Genomic DNA, 17,873 nt, shown 5'->3' with positions numbered 1-17,873 from the left:
CAACTACAAAACGCCGCTTAATTGCGGCGTTTTTCTAATCACAGGTCGCGGCTAAGGTTGGAAGATCATGCGTGACAAGGTAACCGGTGCGCAGCGCTGGGTGGTGAAGATTGGCAGTGCGCTGCTGACCGCTGATGGTCGCGGTCTGGATCGTGCCGCCATGGCGGTGTGGGTCGAGCAGATGGTCGCGCTGCGTGAGCAGGGCGTCGAGCTGGTGCTGGTGTCGTCTGGAGCGGTGGCGGCGGGCATGAGCAAGCTGGGCTGGCGTGCGCGGCCGAGTGCCATGCATGAGTTGCAGGCGGCAGCGGCGATTGGTCAGATGGTGTTGATTCAGGCGTGGGAGTCGAGCTTTGCCGAGCATGGCCGGCGCACCGCGCAGATTCTACTGACCCATGATGATCTGTCGGATCGCAAGCGCTACCTGAATGCGCGCAGCACGTTGCGCACGCTGGTCGATTTGGATGTGGTGCCGGTGATCAATGAAAACGACACCGTGGTCACTGATGAAATCCGCTTTGGCGACAATGACACCCTGGCGGCGCTGGTGGCTAATCTGGTCGAGGCAGATTTGCTGGTGATTCTCACGGATCGTGACGGCATGTATAACGCCGATCCACGGCATAACCCCGATGCTGAGCTGATTTTCGAGGCGCGCGCCGATGATCCGGCGTTGGATGCTGTAGCCGGTGGTGTTGGCGGTGCACTTGGGCGTGGCGGTATGCAAACGAAGCTGCGTGCGGCGCGTCTTGCGGCGCGCTCTGGTGCGCATACGGTGATTGTTGGTGGCGCTATCGAGCAGGTGCTGGCGCGGCTCAAGGCGGGTGAGCGTCTGGGTACGTTGCTTGCGCCTGAGCGCTGCATGTTGGCGGCGCGCAAGCAGTGGCTGGCTGGGCACCTGCAGACCCGTGGAACGTTGGTGTTGGATGATGGTGCGGTCAAGGCGCTGGCGAGCGGCACCAAAAGCTTATTGCCTGTTGGTGTGAAGGCTGTGCAGGGTAGTTTTCGGCGCGGTGAAATGGTGGTCTGTGTGGCGGCTGATGGGCGAGAGATTGCCCGTGGCCTGGCCAACTACAGTGCGCTTGAGGCGCAGAAGATCATCGGCCAGTCATCGGAAGCTATTGAGAGGCTGCTAGGTTATGTTGATGAGCCTGAGTTGGTGCATCGGGATAATTTGATTCTGGTCTGAGGAGCGGCTGATGCGGATCGTAAAAGGATTGTTGGGTGTGCTTGCGTTGCTGCCTGTGTTGGCGGTGGCGGAGCAGGTTGGCGAAGTGTCGACGGTTTTCAAATTCATGGGGCCGAATGACAAGATTGTTGTCGAGGCCTTTGATGATCCTAAGGTTGAGGGGGTGACCTGCTATTTGTCGCGGGCCAAAACCGGTGGCGTCAAAGGTGGTCTGGGGCTGGCTGAAGACCGTGCGGAGGCCTCGATTGCCTGTCGCCAAGTTGGTCCGATCAGCTTTCTCGACAAGCTCAAGGAAGGCGAGGAGGTGTTTCGTGAACGTACCTCGCTGGTGTTTAAGACCATGCAAGTGGTGCGGTTCTTTGATCAGAAGCGCAATACCTTGGTTTACCTGGTCTATAGCGATCGGGTGATTGAGGGGAGCCCGCAGAATGCGGTGACCGCTATTCCAATTCTGCCTTGGCCGCAAAAGTCTTAAGAAAAAGCCCGAAGTGATTCGGGCTTTTTCTGGTCAGTTATTTGCGGGTTGTCTGTAGGTGTGTTCGTGGGTGTTGCGGGTGGCTTTTCTCAGGCAATAAAAAACCGGCTATTAAGCCGGTTTTTCAAGATCTAACAGCGTGTAGCTAGCAGCTTATGCAGCTGCAGCTTCGCCCAGGGCCTTGATGTGGCCATTCAGGCGGCTCTTATGGCGAGCTGCTTTGTTCTTATGGATGATGCCTTTATCGGCCATGCGGTCGATAACTGGCACAGCCAGGGTGTATGCGGTGGTAGCAAGAGCGACATCTTTGGCTTCGATAGCCTTGACAACGTTCTTGATGTAAGTGCGGACCATCGAGCGCTGGCTGGCGTTTTGGCTACGACGCTTCTCAGCCTGTTTTGCGCGTTTTTTGGCAGAAGGTGTATTGGCCACCGTCAAGCTCCTCGAAAAAATTCTGGGGGTTACAAACAAATAAGGCCGCGAATCATGCCGATATGAGGGCGTGCTGTCAAGCCTGCTGGCTTTTCTATGTGCTGGCCTGACCAGTGGCAGACCGCTACACTCGTTGCCTTTGCGCGCCGGCGGATTGTCCGAGGCTGCGCTTGTTTGCGGAAATTGAATTATTACATGAATTTGCTCAAGTCGTTGGCTGCTGTCAGCTCCATGACCATGCTCTCTCGGGTGCTGGGCTTTGTGCGCGATACCATCATCGCCCGTACCTTCGGAGCTGGCGTGGCCTCTGATGCCTTTGTGGTGGCGTTCAAGCTGCCCAATCTATTGCGCCGTATTTTTGCCGAAGGGGCGTTTTCCCAGGCTTTTGTACCGATTTTGGCCGAGTACAAGACCCAGCAAGGCGATGAGGCCGCGCGCACGTTTCTCGCTTATGTAACAGGTTTGCTAACCCTGGTGCTGGCGCTGGTTACCTTTGTTGGCATTCTGGCCGCGCCGTGGATCGTTTGGGCGTCTGCGCCGGGGTTTGCTGATGAGGTGGAGCGTTTTGCGCTAACAACCGATCTGCTGCGCATCACCTTCCCTTATATCTTGCTGATTTCCCTGTCGTCCCTTGCTGGGGCGGTGCTCAATACATGGAACCGGTTCTCGGTGCCGGCCTTTGTGCCGACCTTGCTGAATCTCAGCATGATTGTGTTTGCATTGTTCTTAACGCCCTATTTCAATCCGCCGATTATGGCGTTGGGTTGGGCGGTATTGGTGGGCGGGCTGTTGCAACTACTGTTTCAGCTGCCGCACCTGCGCAAGATCGGCATGCTCGTCTTGCCGCGGTTGAACCTGAAAGATACTGGGGTTTGGCGAGTGGTAAGGCAGATGGGGCCGGCGATCTTCGGGGTGTCGGTCAGTCAGATTTCGCTGATCATCAATACCGTGTTTGCCTCTTTTCTGGTCGCGGGCTCGGTGTCGTGGATGTATTACGCCGACCGATTGATGGAGTTGCCGGCCGGTGTATTGGGCGTTGCGCTGGGTACGATCCTGTTGCCGGCCCTGTCGAAAACCTATTCTGCGGCGAATCGTGATGAGTACTCCAGGCTGCTCGATTGGGGGTTGCGTCTGTGCTTTGTTCTCGCCCTGCCGAGTGCTGTTGCGTTGGCTTTATTGTCCGAACCGTTGACTGTTTCGCTATTCCAGTACGGCAAATTCTCTGCCAACGATGCGCTGATGACTCAGCAGGCGCTGATGGCCTACTCGGTGGGTTTGCTCGGGATCATTTTGGTGAAAATCCTGGCGCCTGGCTTTTATGCCCAGCAGAACATCCGGACCCCGGTGCGTATTGCCATGGTGACGCTGGCCGCGACCCAGGTGATGAACGTGCTGTTTATATTCGTGATCCCCTTGGCGCATGCCGGGCTGGCGCTGGCAATCGGTCTTGCCGCTTGCCTCAACGCTGCGCTGCTGTATTGGCAGTTGCGCAAAGCCGATATGTTTCGCCCGCAGGCTGGCTGGGCTGCTTTTTTGGGCAGGTTGCTGCTGGCGGTGTTGAGTATGTCGGCTGTGCTGCTGGCGGCAATGCACTACATGCCGGATTGGGCCGAGGGTGACATGTTCTGGCGGTTGTCGCGGCTTGCAGGTCTGGTGGTGTTGGGCTTGCTGAGCTACTTCGGGGTTTTGTTGTTGCTGGGCTTTCGTTTGCGCGACTTTGCCCGCAGCTCAGCGTCTTGATTGGCTAGGCGGCTGATTTGCTGCCTGTTGTCTGCTGCTTGGTGTGCGTATAATCGGCCACTTTATGAGCAAGAAGCGCGTTATGCAGCTGGTTCGCGGTCTACACAACTTGCGGCCCCAGCATCGGGGCTGTGTTGCCACCATTGGTAATTTCGACGGCGTCCATCGTGGCCATCAGGCCATTTTGGCGCGTTTGCGTGAGCGCTCCGCCGAGCTTGGGGTGCCAAGTTGTGTGTTGATTTTCGAGCCGCAGCCCCGTGAATTCTTTACCCCGGATTCCGCTCCAGCGCGTCTAGCGCGCCTGCGTGACAAGCTGGCGCTGTTAGCCGCAGAAGGTGTTGACCAGGTTGTTTGCCTGAGTTTCAACCGCCGCCTGCGTGAGCTGAGTGCCGCTGAGTTTGTCCACCGCGTGCTGGTAGAGGGGCTCGGTGTACAGCACCTGGAAGTCGGCGATGACTTCCGTTTTGGCTGTGACCGTGCCGGTGATTTCGCCTTTCTGGCAGAAGCCGGTGCTCGTGAGGGTTTCACTGTTGAAGCGGCGAGCACGGTTGAGTTAGACGGTATTCGCGTTAGTAGTACCCGGGTGCGTGAAGCCCTGGCTGCCGGTGACTTCGCTTTAGCGCAGCACATGCTCGGGCGACCATTTCAGATCGCTGGGCGCGTTTTGCATGGGCAGAAGTTGGGACGTCAGCTAAATGCGCCGACTGCCAATGTGCAGCTCAAGCGCCGGCGGGTACCGCTCAAGGGTGTGTATTTGGTTAGCACCGAGATCGACGGCCAGACATGGCCAGGGGTTGCCAATATTGGCGTGCGACCGAGTGTTGCAGGTGATGGCAGTGCCCACCTGGAAGTGCATTTGCTGGACTTTGCCGGTGATTTATATGGCCGGCGTTTGACGGTGGCTTTCCACCACAAGCTGCGTGATGAGCAGCGTTTTGCCTCCCTCGAGGCACTGAAAACGGCAATTGCTGCCGATATTGCCGCCGCCCGTGCCCACTGGCGCACTTAAATAAATGAGTGCCAACCGCTTAGAAGAGCCTGACATGACCGATTACAAAGCCACGCTAAATCTGCCTGATACCCCGTTTCCGATGAAGGCCGGCCTGCCGCAGCGCGAACCGCAGATTCTGCAGCGCTGGAATGATATTGGCCTGTATCAGAAGCTGCGTGAGATTGGCGCAGATCGGCCGAAGTTCGTCCTGCACGACGGCCCGCCCTATGCGAACGGCAGCATTCATATCGGTCATGCGCTGAACAAGATTCTCAAGGACATCATCACCCGCTCCAAGACCATCGCCGGTTACGACGCCCCTTATGTGCCAGGCTGGGATTGTCATGGCCTGCCGATTGAGCACAAGGTCGAAACCACCTTCGGCAAAAACCAGCCGGCCGATTTGACCCGCGAGCGCTGCCGCACGTATGCCGGCGAGCAGGTTGAAGAGCAGAAGGGCAACTTCATCCGTTTGGGCGTACTGGGCGAGTGGGATAACCCTTACCTGACCATGAACTTCGCCAACGAAGCCGGTGAAATCCGCGCGCTGGCAGAGATCGTCAAGAAGGGCTTCGTGTTTAAGGGCCTGAAGCCGGTCAACTTCTGCTTCGATTGCGGCTCGGCACTGGCCGAGGCCGAGGTCGAGTATCAGGATAAGAAGTCCGATGCCATCGACGTTGCCTTCCCTGTCGAAGACGCCGACAAACTGGCCGCCGCGTTCGGTTTGGCCAGCCTGAGCAAACCAACGAGCATCGTCATCTGGACCACCACACCCTGGACGATTCCAGCCAACCAGGCGCTGAACGTGCACCCGGAGTTCAACTACGCGCTGGTGGATGTCGGTGATCGGCTGTTGTTGCTGGCCGAGGAAATGGTCGAAAGCAGCCTGCAACGTTATGGCCTGCAGGGTGAGGTGATCGCCACTGCGCCGGGCGCCGCGCTGGAGCTGATCAACTTCCGTCATCCGTTCTACGATCGTCTGTCGCCGGTTTACCTGGCTGAGTATGTCGAGTTGGGTGCTGGCACTGGCGTGGTTCACTCGGCCCCGGCCTACGGTGAGGACGACTTCCGTACCTGCAAGCAGTACGGCATGAGCAACGATGACATCTTCAATCCGGTACAGAGCAACGGTGTGTATGTTGACTCGCTGCCGTTCTTCGGTGGTCAGTTCATCTGGAAGGCCAACCCGAATATCGTCGCCAAGCTCGAAGAAGTCGGCGCGCTGCTCAAGCATGAAGCGATCAACCACAGCTACATGCACTGCTGGCGTCACAAAACCCCACTGATCTACCGCGCTACCGCGCAGTGGTTTATTGGCATGGATAAGCAGCCGAATGAGGGCGCGACCCTGCGTGAGCGTTCGCTGGCGGCCATTGAAGAAACTCAGTTTGTACCGGCTTGGGGCCAGGCGCGTTTGCACAGCATGATCGCCGGCCGTCCCGACTGGTGCATCTCGCGTCAGCGCAACTGGGGTGTGCCGATCCCGTTCTTTACCCATAAAGAAAGCGGTGAGTTGCACCCGCGTACCGTCGAACTGATGGAGCAAGTAGCGCAACGTGTTGAGCAAGAGGGCATCGAGGCCTGGTTCAAGCTCGATACCGCCGAACTGCTGGGCGACGAAGCGGACCAGTACGACAAGAGCCGCGACACCCTCGATGTGTGGTTTGACTCAGGCACCACCCATTGGCACGTATTGCGTGGCTCCCACGCTGAGCTGGCACATTCCAATGGCCCGGTTGCCGATTTGTACCTGGAAGGGTCCGACCAGCACCGTGGCTGGTTCCATTCGTCGCTGCTGACCGGCTGCGCCATCGATGGCCATGCGCCGTACAAAGAGCTGCTGACTCACGGCTTTACCGTTGACGAGCAGGGCCGTAAACAATCCAAGTCGCTGGGTAACGTGGTCGCGCCGCAGAAAGTCATCGACAGCTTGGGTGCCGATATCCTGCGTCTCTGGGTCTCGTCCACTGACTATTCGGGGGAGATGGCTGTTTCTGACCAGATCCTGCAGCGCAGCGCTGACGCCTACCGGCGTATCCGCAACACCGCGCGCTTCCTGCTTTCCAACCTCAGCGGTTTTGATCCGGCGCAGCACCTGCTTGCCCCCGAAGACATGTTGGCATTGGATCGTTGGGCGGTAGACCGTGCTCTGCTGCTGCAGCGTGAAATCGAAGAGGCTTACGACAGCTACCGCTTCTGGAATGTCTATCAAAAGGTGCACAACTTCTGCGTGCAGGAGCTGGGTGGTTTCTACCTCGACATCATCAAGGACCGTCAATACACCACCGCTGCCGATAGCGTGGCGCGGCGCTCCTGCCAGACCGCCATGTTCCATATCGTCGAAGCGCTGGTGCGCTGGGTTGCGCCGATCCTGTCGTTCACTGCTGACGAGATCTGGCAGTACCTGCCAGGTGAGCGTAACGAGTCGGTGATGCTCAACACCTATTACCAAGGGCTGAGCGAACTACCGGCTGATTTCGAGCTGGGTCGCGCCTTCTGGGATCGTGTCATGGCGGTCAAGGTTGCGGTCAACAAGGAGCTTGAGAATCAGCGCAACGCCAAACTGATTGGTGGCAACCTGCAAGCTGAAGTAACGCTTTACGCTGAAGAAGCGCTGATTGCCGACCTGGCACGCCTTGGCGACGAATTGCGCTTTGTTCTGATCACCTCCGGCGCGAGCCTGGCGCCGTTGGCCAGCGCACCTGCGGATGTGGTGCAGACCGAAGTGAGCGGGCTGAAGTTGAAAATCGTCAAGTCTGGCCTGACCAAGTGCACCCGCTGCTGGCACTTCTGCGCGGATGTCGGTAGTCACGCGGCGCACCCGGAAATCTGTGGTCGCTGTGTAGACAACATCGACGGCGCAGGCGAGGTTCGCCACTATGCCTAAGGCCAGTCGCTTTGGTCGCTTGGCCTGGTTGTGGCTGAGCTTGCTGGTATTTGTGATTGATCAGGCGAGCAAGTTCTATTTCGATGGCAGCCTGAGCATGTACCAGCAGATCGTGATCATCCCGGATTACTTCAGTTGGACCTTGGCCTACAACACCGGCGCAGCGTTCAGTTTCCTGGCTGACGCGGCTGGTTGGCAACGCTGGTTCTTCGCCGCAATCGCCCTCGTGGTGAGTGTGGTGTTGGTTGTCTGGCTCAAACGCCTCAAGCCAGATGAAACCTGGCTTGCTGTGGCTTTGGCGCTGGTGCTTGGCGGGGCGCTGGGTAACTTGGTGGACCGTATGGTGTTTGGCCATGTGGTCGACTTCATCCTGTTCCATTGGCGTCATCAGTGGTATTTCCCGGCTTTCAACGCGGCCGATATGGCGATTACTGGCGGTGCCATCTTGCTGGCGCTGGATATGTTCAAAAGTAAGAAGTCGGAAGAAGAGGTGACGCGTGACTGATGTACGTATCGGCCCTAATCATCAAGTAACCCTGCATTTTGCGCTGAGGTTGGATAACGGCGATGTGGTCGACAGCACCTTCGAGAAAAAGCCCGCCACTTTCAAAGTTGGCGATGGCAACTTGTTGCCCGGCTTTGAGCAGGCCATCTATGGTCTGAAGGCGGGTGACAAGCGCAGCATGTCGATCAGCCCGGAGCAGGGCTTTGGTCAGGGTAATCCGCAAAATATCCAGGTGATGTCACGCAGTCAGTTCCAGGACATGGAGTTGTCCGAAGGCTTGTTGGTGATCTTCAACGATGCCGCCAATGCCGAGCTGCCTGGCGTGGTTAAAGCCTTTGATGACAACCAGGTAACCATCGACTTCAACCATCCGTTGGCCGGCAAGGCGCTGAGCTTTGAGGTTGAAATCATCGAGGTTGTAGCGCTCTGATTGGTTGCCCGGATCAACTCCGGGAAACGCGAATATCCCCTCCCGGATTTCATCCGGGCTATGCCGCGCGGGAGCGCCGTCTGCTCCCGCGTTAAACTTGCCCCGAACGACCGCGTGCTGAGGCTCCCATGCATATCAAACTCGCCAATCCCCGTGGTTTCTGTGCTGGCGTTGATCGCGCCATTGAAATCGTCAACCGTGCCCTTGAGGTCTTTGGTCCGCCGATTTATGTGCGCCATGAAGTGGTGCATAACAAGTTTGTGGTGGAAGACCTGCGCTCCCGTGGTGCGATATTCGTCGAAGAGCTGGATCAGGTGCCCGATGACGTTATCGTTATCTTCAGCGCCCACGGCGTATCCCAAGCCGTGCGCAGCGAAGCTGAGCGCCGCGGCCTGAAGGTGTTCGACGCCACCTGCCCATTGGTGACCAAGGTGCATATGGAGGTAGTTCGCTACAGCCGCGAAGGGCGTGAATGCATCCTGATCGGCCACGAAGGCCACCCGGAAGTTGAAGGCACTATGGGCCAATACAATGCGAGCAACGGTGGCAGCATCTATCTGGTAGAGGATGAGGCTGACGTGGCCGAACTGCAGGTACGCAATCCTGAGGCGCTGGCGTTTGTCACGCAAACCACGCTATCGATGGATGACACCAGCAAGGTCATCGACGCTTTGCGCAGCAAATTCCCGGCTATTGGCGGCCCGCGTAAGGACGACATCTGCTATGCCACGCAGAACCGTCAGGACGCCGTTAAACAGCTCGCCTCCGAATGCGACGTGCTGCTGGTCGTCGGTAGCCCCAACAGCTCCAACTCCAACCGTCTGCGTGAACTGGCCGAGCGCATGGGTACGCCTGCCTATCTGATCGATGGGGCCGAAGACCTTAAGCAAGAGTGGTTTGCGGGCGTTGCCGGTATTGGTATTACTGCCGGTGCATCAGCTCCAGAAGTGCTGGTGAAAGGCGTTATTCAGCAGCTTGGGGCGTGGGGCGCGACGAATGCTCAAGAGCTGGAAGGGCGTCCGGAGAATGTGACGTTCTCGATGCCGAAGGAGTTGCGGGTAATCGTTAAGCAATAGTTTTCATTTAGTGTGTTACCCAAAAGGCCGATTTTCCGGCCTTTTGGGTTTACAAACATATCGTTACAGCCCTCTACAGCCACTATTCCATACGTCAGCGGTTAGGAGTCCTGGGGCTGTTGCGCCGTCGGTGGCGCCTCTGAGGCCGGCCGAGGTTAGCGTTAGGGTTCCTCTGTCAGTTAGACGTCCTGCTGCAACTGGGGTTGCGGTTAACAGGTAGCTAGTAGGTGTTAGGTTTCCTGCCACTATGTTGAATTGTGCTGCGCCATCAACTGGGCTTTTGTCATAGCCACTGGCGGCTAAAGCCGCGCCTACATAGGTGTTGTTTTGTGAGCGGAAACGTTCCATTACGTTAGCCGCTCCAACCAGTGTGGCTTTCGCATCTTCACAAACCGCACGCCTGAGATAGCTTTGGTAGTTTGGAATGGCGATGGCTGCGAGGATGCCGATGATTACGACCACAATCATCATCTCTATCAGCGTGAAACCACGTGCTGTTTTTTTCATAGTTAAAGCTCGTCAATCCAGTAAGTGGGTCCAACAGTTATGTCAACATCCAGGTCTTCGCACTCAGTACCTGTGCACTTAGTTGCTTTTTCTCTGTCTTCACCAAACAGCAGCACGTCCTTCGGCGGGATGCCGGCCGTATTAAGGATGATGCTCCGATCACTGCGGTCCGGTGAACCCGTGATTCGTTGTATTGGCGGTGTTGCGTCGAACAGGTTCACTGCATAAGACCGGCCTGTGCCTTGTACAGCTTTGCAGGAGTTATTGGCAGAGTTTGAGTTCGGCTCATAAGTGTTGAAAAATATCTGTCCAGCAAAGGTGGTGGCTTCTGAAAGCACTTTCTCTCCGCTGTTTTCCATACGGATATACCATCCGCCGGTATTACTGGAAAACGCAGTACCAGCAGCAGCCTTTTGAGTGGCTGTGCCCTCTTGGACAAGGTTCAGTGTAGCGTCGTACATGGCCGATTCGGTTAGGATTGTGTGGCTGTCATTGTTAGCAATGATTGGTGTCCGGAAAGAATAGAACCGATCTTCAGCTCCAGTATCCAGTGGGTGGCCGCGATAGCCTGAGCCGATATTTACAACCAGTGCCTTACCGGTATTTACGGTAAGCAGAGCAATATCGGGCTCGTTGTAGAAGCGGCGCAGCTTGGCTTTCTTCTGCGCGGCGGTTTCGCTGCCGGTATCAGCTGGGATTACACTAGCAAAAACGCCGTCCCCGGTAGTGCCGCTCGCACTGTCGACAGGGCTTATAAGGCTGCTAGCAGGGTTGCCATTTTGGATAAAAAAGCGCCAAACCTGGCCACCCATGTCCCCGACGAAGAATTGGTCGGCCACACCATCACGATCGATATCGATTGCCCGTAGGCTGCTTGGCATGCTGTAGCGCATTTTGGTCAGTTGTTGATGTGCCTGTGCGCCAGGATTAGTTGCTTGGTTGCTGCCGGACCAGATCAGGGCGCCCGTTGTTGCGTTGACAATATAGATTGCGTTGCCGTACGCCTCAGTGCGTGGGTTGCCAGATTTGTCTTGGTCAAGGATGGACACATCATCCTGGCCTTCGTCATAGCCACCAGCAAACATCAGAACTTTGGTCTTTGCTCCATTGATATTAATGGTGGTTACTACTGGCGTGGACCACGTCTGGCCTAGACGGGAAAAGCCTGGTGTTGATGGCGTGATAAACCAGCGTAGTTTAGGGCTTGATGTATCGGTTACATCCAATGAGTAGAGGTTGCGTCCGCCTCGGCCCATGGTGGCGTAGGCGTAGACAAACTCATCAGTGTTAAGGCCAGTGATAAGTGCTGGAGGCGATGCCATCGGCTTTTTGCCACCATAGATAACACCATTACCATTAAGGTCGTTAACCCAGAGTGCTACGGTATTATCCATACCGTATGCGCGCGGTACTGCAGTTGTAGAGCGCTCGTTGGCTTTTAGCTCTTTAATGTTGCTTAGCAACTCTTGCGGCATAAAGGCCATTTGTTCATCACCAGTGCTGGTGTTGAATGCATGGACGAAACCTTCATTAGTACCAATAAAGGCACTTTGTTCCTCGCTCGCACAGTTGGAATAAGTACTGTCAGTAAAGGTGTTGCACTTATACGTTACCAAGCGTGGTACTGAGTGCAGTGGATCACCCATGGCCTTGCGGGCCGAGCCATCATCATTTAACCCGCGGATCCAGTTGATTAGCGCTGTACGCTCTGTGGCATCGCTTGCACCCAGTATCGTTTGAGTGATGGCTGCGTTGCCGTTCTGGAGTAAGTAGGCGCTATTTGTCAGGGTAGCTGGCGATGTCGGGGACGTGGCACCAATGTAGGTATAGGCTTTGCGGTTTGTATAAGTTGGTAGTCTGGTTGCTGCACCGCCTTGAGCTGTGTTATTGCCATCAGCAACAGGGGTCCAGAAGCTGCGGGACGTGTTTTTGAAGAAGCCTGTGCCTTCGTCAATCGCACCGACATTGTCGGCGTCGACAATGATGTCGGTGCCACTACCAAGGGCATAACGCTTTAAATTACCTACCCAGCGGTTGGACTCCGAGGGTTTGAATAATGCGAAGTACACTTCGTTCTTATTGCTCTGGCGGTTGAACTGGTTGACCGTCGCGCCAGGGCTGACGAAGGTGGTGTCTGTGCTCAGCACATCTTGAAGGATTTGGCTGAATGCCGCGCTCAGTTCAGAGGCGTTCTCTGCTGTATATGCTTTACCTTTACCGTTATTCGCAAGCGCAGACAGGAAAGTTTGTGGCTGAGTATTAGGCGCCATTGCATTTAAGGCAAAACCAATAGTATGGGTGGTAATGAAGTTGTCGCCGGTAATACCTGACTGGTCTATGTTCGCCATCCAGGTTGCAAGGCTACGACCGCATTGTTCGTTAGAGTCTGAGGCATCTCCTGAACAGCTGCTTCCAATTAAGCTGCCAATAGAGCTTTGTGCGCCATTGCCGTTTGCCTGGCCGTCAGTCAATACGACGAGGTGAGTCGATTGGCAGGCGCTGGTTATTGGGCTTGCATAGCCAGAGCGAGTACCTCGCAGATAGCGAGCGGCTTCGTTCATCGTGGGCACTATCGGCGTGCCGTTGTTGGCGGTCATGGATTGAACCAGGGAGTTGAGGTGCTTACGGACAGTGTTTGCGCTGTTTGCGAGACCGCCGTTGGCAAGCTTGATTCGGAGCTTAATAGACTGGGCCGGATTGCTTTCGTAGGCTTGAACGTCAAGATTGGTGTCGCTGGATTGCACCGCCATGATGCTTACCGCGTTGCCTGGCTGCCAGCCGTTACGGTTAACAATGTTTTGCAAACCGCTACGCAGTTCGGAGCCGTTGCAAATAACTGGAACACCAGCGCTCCACTCGGTGATAGTGCAAGTGCTGTTGGCTTCGTCGTTACGGTCAGTAATATCCGAGTTGTTTGTAGTGAAAGGGGCTGCGTTATCTGCACTTTCGAAGCGCACAGTCGAGCTAGTATTGGGTGCTGTGACAGTATTTGCAGGCGTTAAAATTACCTGGGCGTCAAGAATGGTTGCCCCGCGGTTGATGGGCATACCTTCATAGCGTGCGCCAAAACGGCTGCGGTCGACTGGTAGGGTGTTGTCGCCTAGGGTCATGTAGCCATTGCTGTATTCGAATGCATCATTTTTTGGGTTGGTGATGCTTGCTTCGATGATGGGGTTAAGGCATCCGCCGGTGCCGCCGCTGTAAGTGACGGTAAGTGTCGGCTGCAGGCCTGGAGCGCCATCAATGCTATGGGCTATGCGAGAGCCTGTTTCGCCGGGCTGCAGGTTAGGTGTCAGGTAGAAGGCCATTGAGTTGTTGCCGCACCAGTTGGAGCGGTTAACAACTTCTTGTACCAGGGGTAAAACATTCGGTCCGGCGACTGCAACGGGAGGGTTGTCATTGATCCACTCGGGAGCGCTCCAGTTGACAGTGGCAGACGTCTTGCTGCGAGCGCCTAGGTTGGAGGCGGTAAACACGTTCGCATCATCGGTGCTTTCCGCTTTTACGGAAAAAGTAATCGGGTCGCTGTTAGAGGCTGCAGGTGTAAAGCTAAGAACGGCTGTTTCAATGGTTGCACCACGTGGGATGCCAACATTTTGAAAGCGCAGCGCGCCCATGCGTTGCTCGGTTTGTGTACTAGGCGCGGAGTAATTAATCACGATACGCGGCATTACACTTGCGGAGGCACCTTGGGCGCTGAAGTTGTAATCTCTGTTCTCTTGTGCGCGAAACGCGATGATCATATCGCCGATTGGGTCACCGTCGTCGTTCAGTAAATCTTGCAGTGAGTTGGTGATATCGAACTGGGCGGTTTGCCCCGATTGCCAGCTTGAGGCACGTGCAGACGAATTGATGAAGCTTCTCGTGTTGCCTGGAGGGCTGAGAAGGTTGCTGTCATTTAATGCTGCTGGCGTTTTTGAACGCTGGATTGCTATGTCGAGTGTTGGGCGCTGACTGTTGCTTCGGTTGTTGGTGGGAGTCAGCTCTAAATAGGCACTGGTAATGGTGTAGTTGGCCGGATGGTTTATTGCGGGAATTTGTAGAAGTGCTGTGTCGCCTGCGCTCGAACTTCTTAGGTTAAGCGTTGTGAGCGCCGAGTTGTTGTCACATTGAGTTTTTGGGCGACCTGCTGGTGGTGTTAGAGACGCCGGAGCTAGGGCGCATGAGTAACCCGAGCTAGTCAGAAAGAAGGAGCCATTATTAGGCAGTGTTTTGCTATTAGTGCCAGGGACCTGGGTCGCTACAGATAAGGCGCCCATGGTCAGTGAAGAGCTGGAAATATCTGCGTTTTGCAATGTAGGAGCCACGCTTTGTGTGGCGTCGTCACCGCTGACTTCAATCCTTGGTGTGCTGGCTACAACTTGAGTGGTCGTCGGCAGCTCGGCATCAATGTTCGTAACAGGGTAGACCATGCGCGTGTTGTCATACTCACTACGTGAATTCAGCACCATGATGCCAGCGTTGATTGCGCCGGCATTGTTGATGATGTCTGCAAAGGAATCTTTAAGCACCTGCATACGCGACTTCTGGCTGCCAGACGGATTGCTGTTGCTGTCGGTTCGCCAAGCCATGGAGCCAGAGTTATCGAGAATAAATAGGACGTTTGGCCGAACGCTGTCGTCGATGGCTGGGCCACCGAAGAAGATTTCAGTGTCGTCGGCGTAGCTGACTGCGCTGTGCAGTACCACGAGGCTGGCAAGTGTGCTGAGTGCCAAGCGATTAAATGCTATGAGGCGCTTGTTCATGATGAAATCCTCGGGGTACTTCACTGAATTATGCGGTCGCGATAGCCCTGCAGGTGTCGGGCATTGGTGTTGCTATCGGTGATTTGTCCAGCGCTGGTTGCCGTCGGGTCAAGGGTGGCGCTGCTGGTGAAGTCATAGATGACTATCTGCGGCGTACCGCTACCCTCTTCGGCATCTAGACTACTGCCATCGGCAAATCTAGAGGTTGATTGCATGCGTGCGCGAATGGTGCGTGTTGGGTAGTCCACAGACAGCACGCTATCAGCGGCTGGTGCTGTGCCGCCGCGAATTTGGCTGGTCATGTTGGCAAGTGCGCTTTCGGATGCTTGGAATGCGATATTACTTTCTTGAGCATTTCCAGCCATTCGCTCTTGGAGTGAGGCGCTAGTAGACGCTGTGATGGCCAGAATCGTCAGCAGTAGTAGCAGGATCAGACTAACGGCTAGTACCACGCCGCGCTCTTTGTGGGGCGTATTGAAACATTTCATGGCCGATTCCTTACATCGACAACGGTATTGAGCACTCGCCGTAAACGGCGGTCTGCTATTGCTGCTAGTTGTGTATTGGCACCGATATTCGCAATGGGGAGTGCCTGGGTATTGGCTTGATCAGCAACCTCATCGGGGCTGCTCATGACCAGACTTATTTGTAAGCGACTTACTCGCTGGCGCAGATCGTCATCCAGATTGGCTGCATTCACCCAGCTAGTCTGGCCGCCAGTTTCAACCCCGTAAAGCACTTGAAAATTATCGACATCCGCAATCATGGCCTCTGCGTTTTTGTACAGCGTAGGGCGGTTGTTATTGGTGGCGTCATTGCGAATGTCGAAACTATTTTCTACTAGCCGCAGAAACTGTGAGCCTTGCCCGGTAGGAATGCCGGCGAAGTTTGGTGGAGCGCCGTTATTAGCGCCCTGCAAACTGGTCAAGGTGTATTGGTTTGGCATCGACACTTTAGTCGCTGGATCGGGGTTGACGACAGGCGCTGAGGCGAGTCCTGTGAATACGGCAACGTCTTCACAATTTGTCAGAATGAATTCGTAGCGATTGTTGGCTACGAACGAAATGTTGGCTCCGCTTATGAACGTTATCTGGGCTTGACTGATATTGGTTGTGCGCATCATCGCCGGTGATGCATGGCGGATTACAAGGCTGTCATTTGCGGTGCCGGCTCCCTCGTTTAGATCCACGTTCTGAACGCCCATTGCTTCTAAAGGGAAGATTTTGCTCGAGTTTGGTCTGCTTTCCACTGTGGGAGAGGCACAGCCCTGATAGCCGGTTCTGCGCAGGTCTTGCTTAAGCATGTCCAGTGCGATTCGGCCATTTTCCTGCAGGCGAGCAAGAGACGAGTTGGTTCTATCTGCGCTGTTGGAGTTAATGAACAGCTGCAATACGCCCAGAAGCAGAAAGGAGCTAAGTAGAATCGTGATCATCAGCTCAACGATGGTAAGCCCGCGCTGTCTGGGCAACGAAGTTTTCAGGACGGTGCTCATAGATCTGCCCTTAGTGTGAAGGAGCACTGGGGGACCCCATTAACTGGCGCACATGCAGTCGAACTGTCCTCTTGCCAGAAAATTGAAATAGTGTATGCGTTAGTCGCTGCGCGGGTTACGGCACCTGTAAGGTTGGCCTGGGTCAATTGGGTTTTCCATTCACGCAGATCAAGGTTGGCGACATTCACATTGCTGCAGCCGCCTGCTTTGCAGTTGGGGTCCGCGGGTGCGTTGTCGGCAGCTGCAATCAAGTAGCTGCCTGTTTGTGTCGCTGTGTCAGCGTTTAAGCGCATGCGCTCAATGATGTCATAGGCAAGCCAGCTAGCTTGGCTGCGCATGGATGCGCTTTGGTTGGACTTCATGCTGGTCATCATTAGGCTGGCCATACCGAACAAGCCTACAGCCAAAACCAGAAGAGCAATCAGCAGTTCAATCATGCTGAAGCCTTTTTGCGTCTTGCACCCTACGGACATACGACATCCCCCTGTGCGTTACCTCTGCTGATACGACTTTGCCCTGATGTGTTGAGCCGAACTTGCCGAGAGTTATCCGCGCCCCGCTCATCGCAGATGCGCAACATCGCGCCGCCTGCAAGGGTCCCGTCGGTCAGAAAGCTGATGGCGCCAATGGCGCCGCGTACAGTATTGCCATTACTAGCGCTAGGCATTATACGAACGAGCTCAGCGGCTGATGCGCTGCCATTCCCGTCTTGGTCGCGAAAGACAATGGCCCCTAACTCCCATTCATCAGTGTCGCAGTTGGTTTGATCCGTGCTGCCGCAAACGCGTGTGATCACTCGGTTTGTCACTGCTTCGCTACGGGCTAATTGCATCAGTCCCTGTAGCTCGTTGACTTGAGTAGAGAGGCGACCGTTTTGCACCATTGAGCTAAAGCGCGGTATGCCATAGCTGGCGATTAATGCCACGATGGCGATAACAATCATTAGCTCGATTAGAGTGAATCCATTTTGCCGGCGCATTGCTGATTTTCCACAGGAACCCATACCAATCCTAATCCGCCGGTGTGGTTGGTGTCGCGCTTGATGGACAGGCGAGCCGAAAGGGCGACGAACTGTTGCTTAATTGCATAGTGCGTCTTTGTTGGGAGGTTGGGCTCGTGTCCTGCCGGCTAGGTTGATTACAACCTGCTTGATAGGTGTGTTCTCGATGCAAAGAGTAAGCGTGCCATTTAGTGCTCGCGTCGTTCCGTCGGCGGTAAACTGTAAGAAAGTGCGTCTGCGAAAATTTGACCAGTACCAGCTGTGGTCGTTAGGGAAACTCTGAAAAAGACTTCCTGATTTTGGCAAAATACCCAGACTCCACCCGCTGAGTTTTCCGATGAAGCAGATGACCTTCGCCGACGCCGAGTACGCCGGTAAGCGCAAGCAGACCCGCAAAGAGTTGTTCC

The 17,873-nt window shown here is 55.4% G+C and carries 15 protein-coding genes; 8 read left to right on the top strand and 7 right to left on the bottom strand.

Annotated features, from left to right (window positions below):
- Positions 1-67: 67 nt before the first annotated feature.
- Together proB and VCA57_RS07450 are read left to right on the top strand one after the other, a co-directional pair.
- A complete protein-coding gene (gene proB, locus VCA57_RS07455) occupies positions 68-1,186 on the top strand; it encodes a glutamate 5-kinase (RefSeq protein ID WP_411184342.1) in 1,119 nt (372 codons plus the stop codon).
- A gap of 10 nt (positions 1,187-1,196) precedes the next feature.
- Positions 1,197-1,661, top strand: coding sequence for a CreA family protein (locus VCA57_RS07450; RefSeq protein WP_411184340.1), 465 nt, complete (start codon positions 1,197-1,199; stop codon positions 1,659-1,661).
- 153 nt (positions 1,662-1,814) lie between these two features.
- Here the strand turns inward: VCA57_RS07450 and rpsT are convergent, their stop codons facing one another.
- Positions 1,815-2,093, bottom strand: a complete 279-nt coding sequence (gene rpsT, locus VCA57_RS07445; protein ID WP_411184339.1) for a 30S ribosomal protein S20 — start codon at positions 2,091-2,093, stop codon at positions 1,815-1,817.
- A 195-nt stretch (positions 2,094-2,288) separates the two neighbouring features.
- Between rpsT and murJ the strand changes: the two genes are divergently transcribed.
- The 6 genes from murJ to ispH all read left to right on the top strand — a co-directional run bounded on the left by murJ (position 2,289) and on the right by ispH (position 9,722).
- Positions 2,289-3,833: a murein biosynthesis integral membrane protein MurJ gene (gene murJ / locus VCA57_RS07440; RefSeq protein WP_411184338.1), complete on the top strand. Its 1,545-nt coding sequence runs from the start codon at positions 2,289-2,291 to the stop codon at positions 3,831-3,833.
- Positions 3,834-3,915: 82 nt separating this feature from the next.
- Positions 3,916-4,842 (top strand): bifunctional riboflavin kinase/FAD synthetase, encoded by a 927-nt coding sequence (ribF, locus tag VCA57_RS07435; RefSeq protein ID WP_411184337.1) that lies wholly within the window; start codon positions 3,916-3,918, stop codon positions 4,840-4,842.
- Positions 4,843-4,876: 34 nt separating this feature from the next.
- Positions 4,877-7,711 (top strand): isoleucine--tRNA ligase, encoded by a 2,835-nt coding sequence (gene ileS / locus VCA57_RS07430; RefSeq protein ID WP_411184336.1) that lies wholly within the window; start codon positions 4,877-4,879, stop codon positions 7,709-7,711.
- Positions 7,704-8,216 carry a signal peptidase II gene (gene lspA / locus VCA57_RS07425; protein WP_411184335.1) on the top strand — a complete coding sequence of 171 codons (513 nt, stop codon included), beginning with the start codon at positions 7,704-7,706 and terminating at the stop codon, positions 8,214-8,216. Before ileS ends, lspA begins: the two co-directional genes overlap by 8 nt.
- Positions 8,209-8,646 (top strand): FKBP-type peptidyl-prolyl cis-trans isomerase, encoded by a 438-nt coding sequence (gene fkpB / locus VCA57_RS07420; RefSeq protein WP_411184334.1) that lies wholly within the window; start codon positions 8,209-8,211, stop codon positions 8,644-8,646. Before lspA ends, fkpB begins: the two co-directional genes overlap by 8 nt.
- A gap of 128 nt (positions 8,647-8,774) precedes the next feature.
- Complete coding sequence (gene ispH / locus VCA57_RS07415) at positions 8,775-9,722, top strand: 4-hydroxy-3-methylbut-2-enyl diphosphate reductase (RefSeq protein ID WP_411184333.1); 948 nt, start codon at positions 8,775-8,777, stop codon at positions 9,720-9,722.
- Positions 9,723-9,785: 63 nt separating this feature from the next.
- Here ispH and VCA57_RS07410 read toward each other — a convergent pair whose 3' ends face one another.
- The 6 genes from VCA57_RS07410 to VCA57_RS07385 are packed head-to-tail and all read right to left on the bottom strand — an operon-like array spanning position 9,786 to position 17,445.
- Positions 9,786-10,229: a type IV pilin protein gene (locus tag VCA57_RS07410; protein ID WP_411184332.1), complete on the bottom strand. Its 444-nt coding sequence runs from the start codon at positions 10,227-10,229 to the stop codon at positions 9,786-9,788.
- 2 nt (positions 10,230-10,231) lie between these two features.
- Positions 10,232-14,974, bottom strand: coding sequence for a pilus assembly protein (locus VCA57_RS07405; protein ID WP_411184331.1), 4,743 nt, complete (start codon positions 14,972-14,974; stop codon positions 10,232-10,234).
- Between the two features lie 20 nt (positions 14,975-14,994).
- Positions 14,995-15,462, bottom strand: a complete 468-nt coding sequence (locus VCA57_RS07400) for a PilX N-terminal domain-containing pilus assembly protein (protein WP_411184330.1) — start codon at positions 15,460-15,462, stop codon at positions 14,995-14,997.
- Positions 15,459-16,466 carry a PilW family protein gene (locus tag VCA57_RS07395; protein ID WP_411184329.1) on the bottom strand — a complete coding sequence of 336 codons (1,008 nt, stop codon included), beginning with the start codon at positions 16,464-16,466 and terminating at the stop codon, positions 15,459-15,461. Before VCA57_RS07395 ends, VCA57_RS07400 begins: the two co-directional genes overlap by 4 nt.
- Positions 16,463-16,939 (bottom strand): type IV pilus modification protein PilV, encoded by a 477-nt coding sequence (gene pilV, locus VCA57_RS07390; RefSeq protein ID WP_411184328.1) that lies wholly within the window; start codon positions 16,937-16,939, stop codon positions 16,463-16,465. The genes VCA57_RS07395 and pilV overlap by 4 nt, the downstream gene beginning before the upstream one ends.
- A complete protein-coding gene (locus tag VCA57_RS07385) occupies positions 16,930-17,445 on the bottom strand; it encodes a GspH/FimT family pseudopilin (protein ID WP_411184327.1) in 516 nt (171 codons plus the stop codon). The genes pilV and VCA57_RS07385 overlap by 10 nt, the downstream gene beginning before the upstream one ends.
- Positions 17,446-17,873: the final 428 nt, after the last annotated feature.

Origin of the sequence: Pseudomonas sp., assembly GCF_046581935.1 — a bacterium.
GTDB lineage: Bacteria > Pseudomonadota > Gammaproteobacteria > Pseudomonadales > Pseudomonadaceae > Aquipseudomonas.
The sequence above is the reverse complement of the archived record's forward strand: the minus strand, read 5'-3'. Positions and strand labels throughout refer to the sequence as shown.

What these genes read in the sequence shown, in the direction of transcription:
- VCA57_RS07385 (WP_411184327.1), bottom strand. Translation starts at nt 17,445, where the DNA reads ATGCGCCGGCAAAATGGATTCACTCTAATCGAGCTAATGATTGTTATC.
- VCA57_RS07400 (WP_411184330.1), bottom strand. Translation starts at nt 15,462, where the DNA reads ATGAAATGTTTCAATACGCCCCACAAAGAGCGCGGCGTGGTACTAGCC.
- lspA (WP_411184335.1), top strand. Translation starts at nt 7,704, where the DNA reads ATGCCTAAGGCCAGTCGCTTTGGTCGCTTGGCCTGGTTGTGGCTGAGC.
- VCA57_RS07450 (WP_411184340.1), top strand. Translation starts at nt 1,197, where the DNA reads ATGCGGATCGTAAAAGGATTGTTGGGTGTGCTTGCGTTGCTGCCTGTG.
- ileS (WP_411184336.1), top strand. Translation starts at nt 4,877, where the DNA reads ATGACCGATTACAAAGCCACGCTAAATCTGCCTGATACCCCGTTTCCG.
- VCA57_RS07395 (WP_411184329.1), bottom strand. Translation starts at nt 16,466, where the DNA reads ATGAGCACCGTCCTGAAAACTTCGTTGCCCAGACAGCGCGGGCTTACC.
- ispH (WP_411184333.1), top strand. Translation starts at nt 8,775, where the DNA reads ATGCATATCAAACTCGCCAATCCCCGTGGTTTCTGTGCTGGCGTTGAT.
- murJ (WP_411184338.1), top strand. Translation starts at nt 2,289, where the DNA reads ATGAATTTGCTCAAGTCGTTGGCTGCTGTCAGCTCCATGACCATGCTC.
- VCA57_RS07405 (WP_411184331.1), bottom strand. Translation starts at nt 14,974, where the DNA reads ATGAACAAGCGCCTCATAGCATTTAATCGCTTGGCACTCAGCACACTT.
- proB (WP_411184342.1), top strand. Translation starts at nt 68, where the DNA reads ATGCGTGACAAGGTAACCGGTGCGCAGCGCTGGGTGGTGAAGATTGGC.
- pilV (WP_411184328.1), bottom strand. Translation starts at nt 16,939, where the DNA reads ATGTCCGTAGGGTGCAAGACGCAAAAAGGCTTCAGCATGATTGAACTG.
- ribF (WP_411184337.1), top strand. Translation starts at nt 3,916, where the DNA reads ATGCAGCTGGTTCGCGGTCTACACAACTTGCGGCCCCAGCATCGGGGC.
- VCA57_RS07410 (WP_411184332.1), bottom strand. Translation starts at nt 10,229, where the DNA reads ATGAAAAAAACAGCACGTGGTTTCACGCTGATAGAGATGATGATTGTG.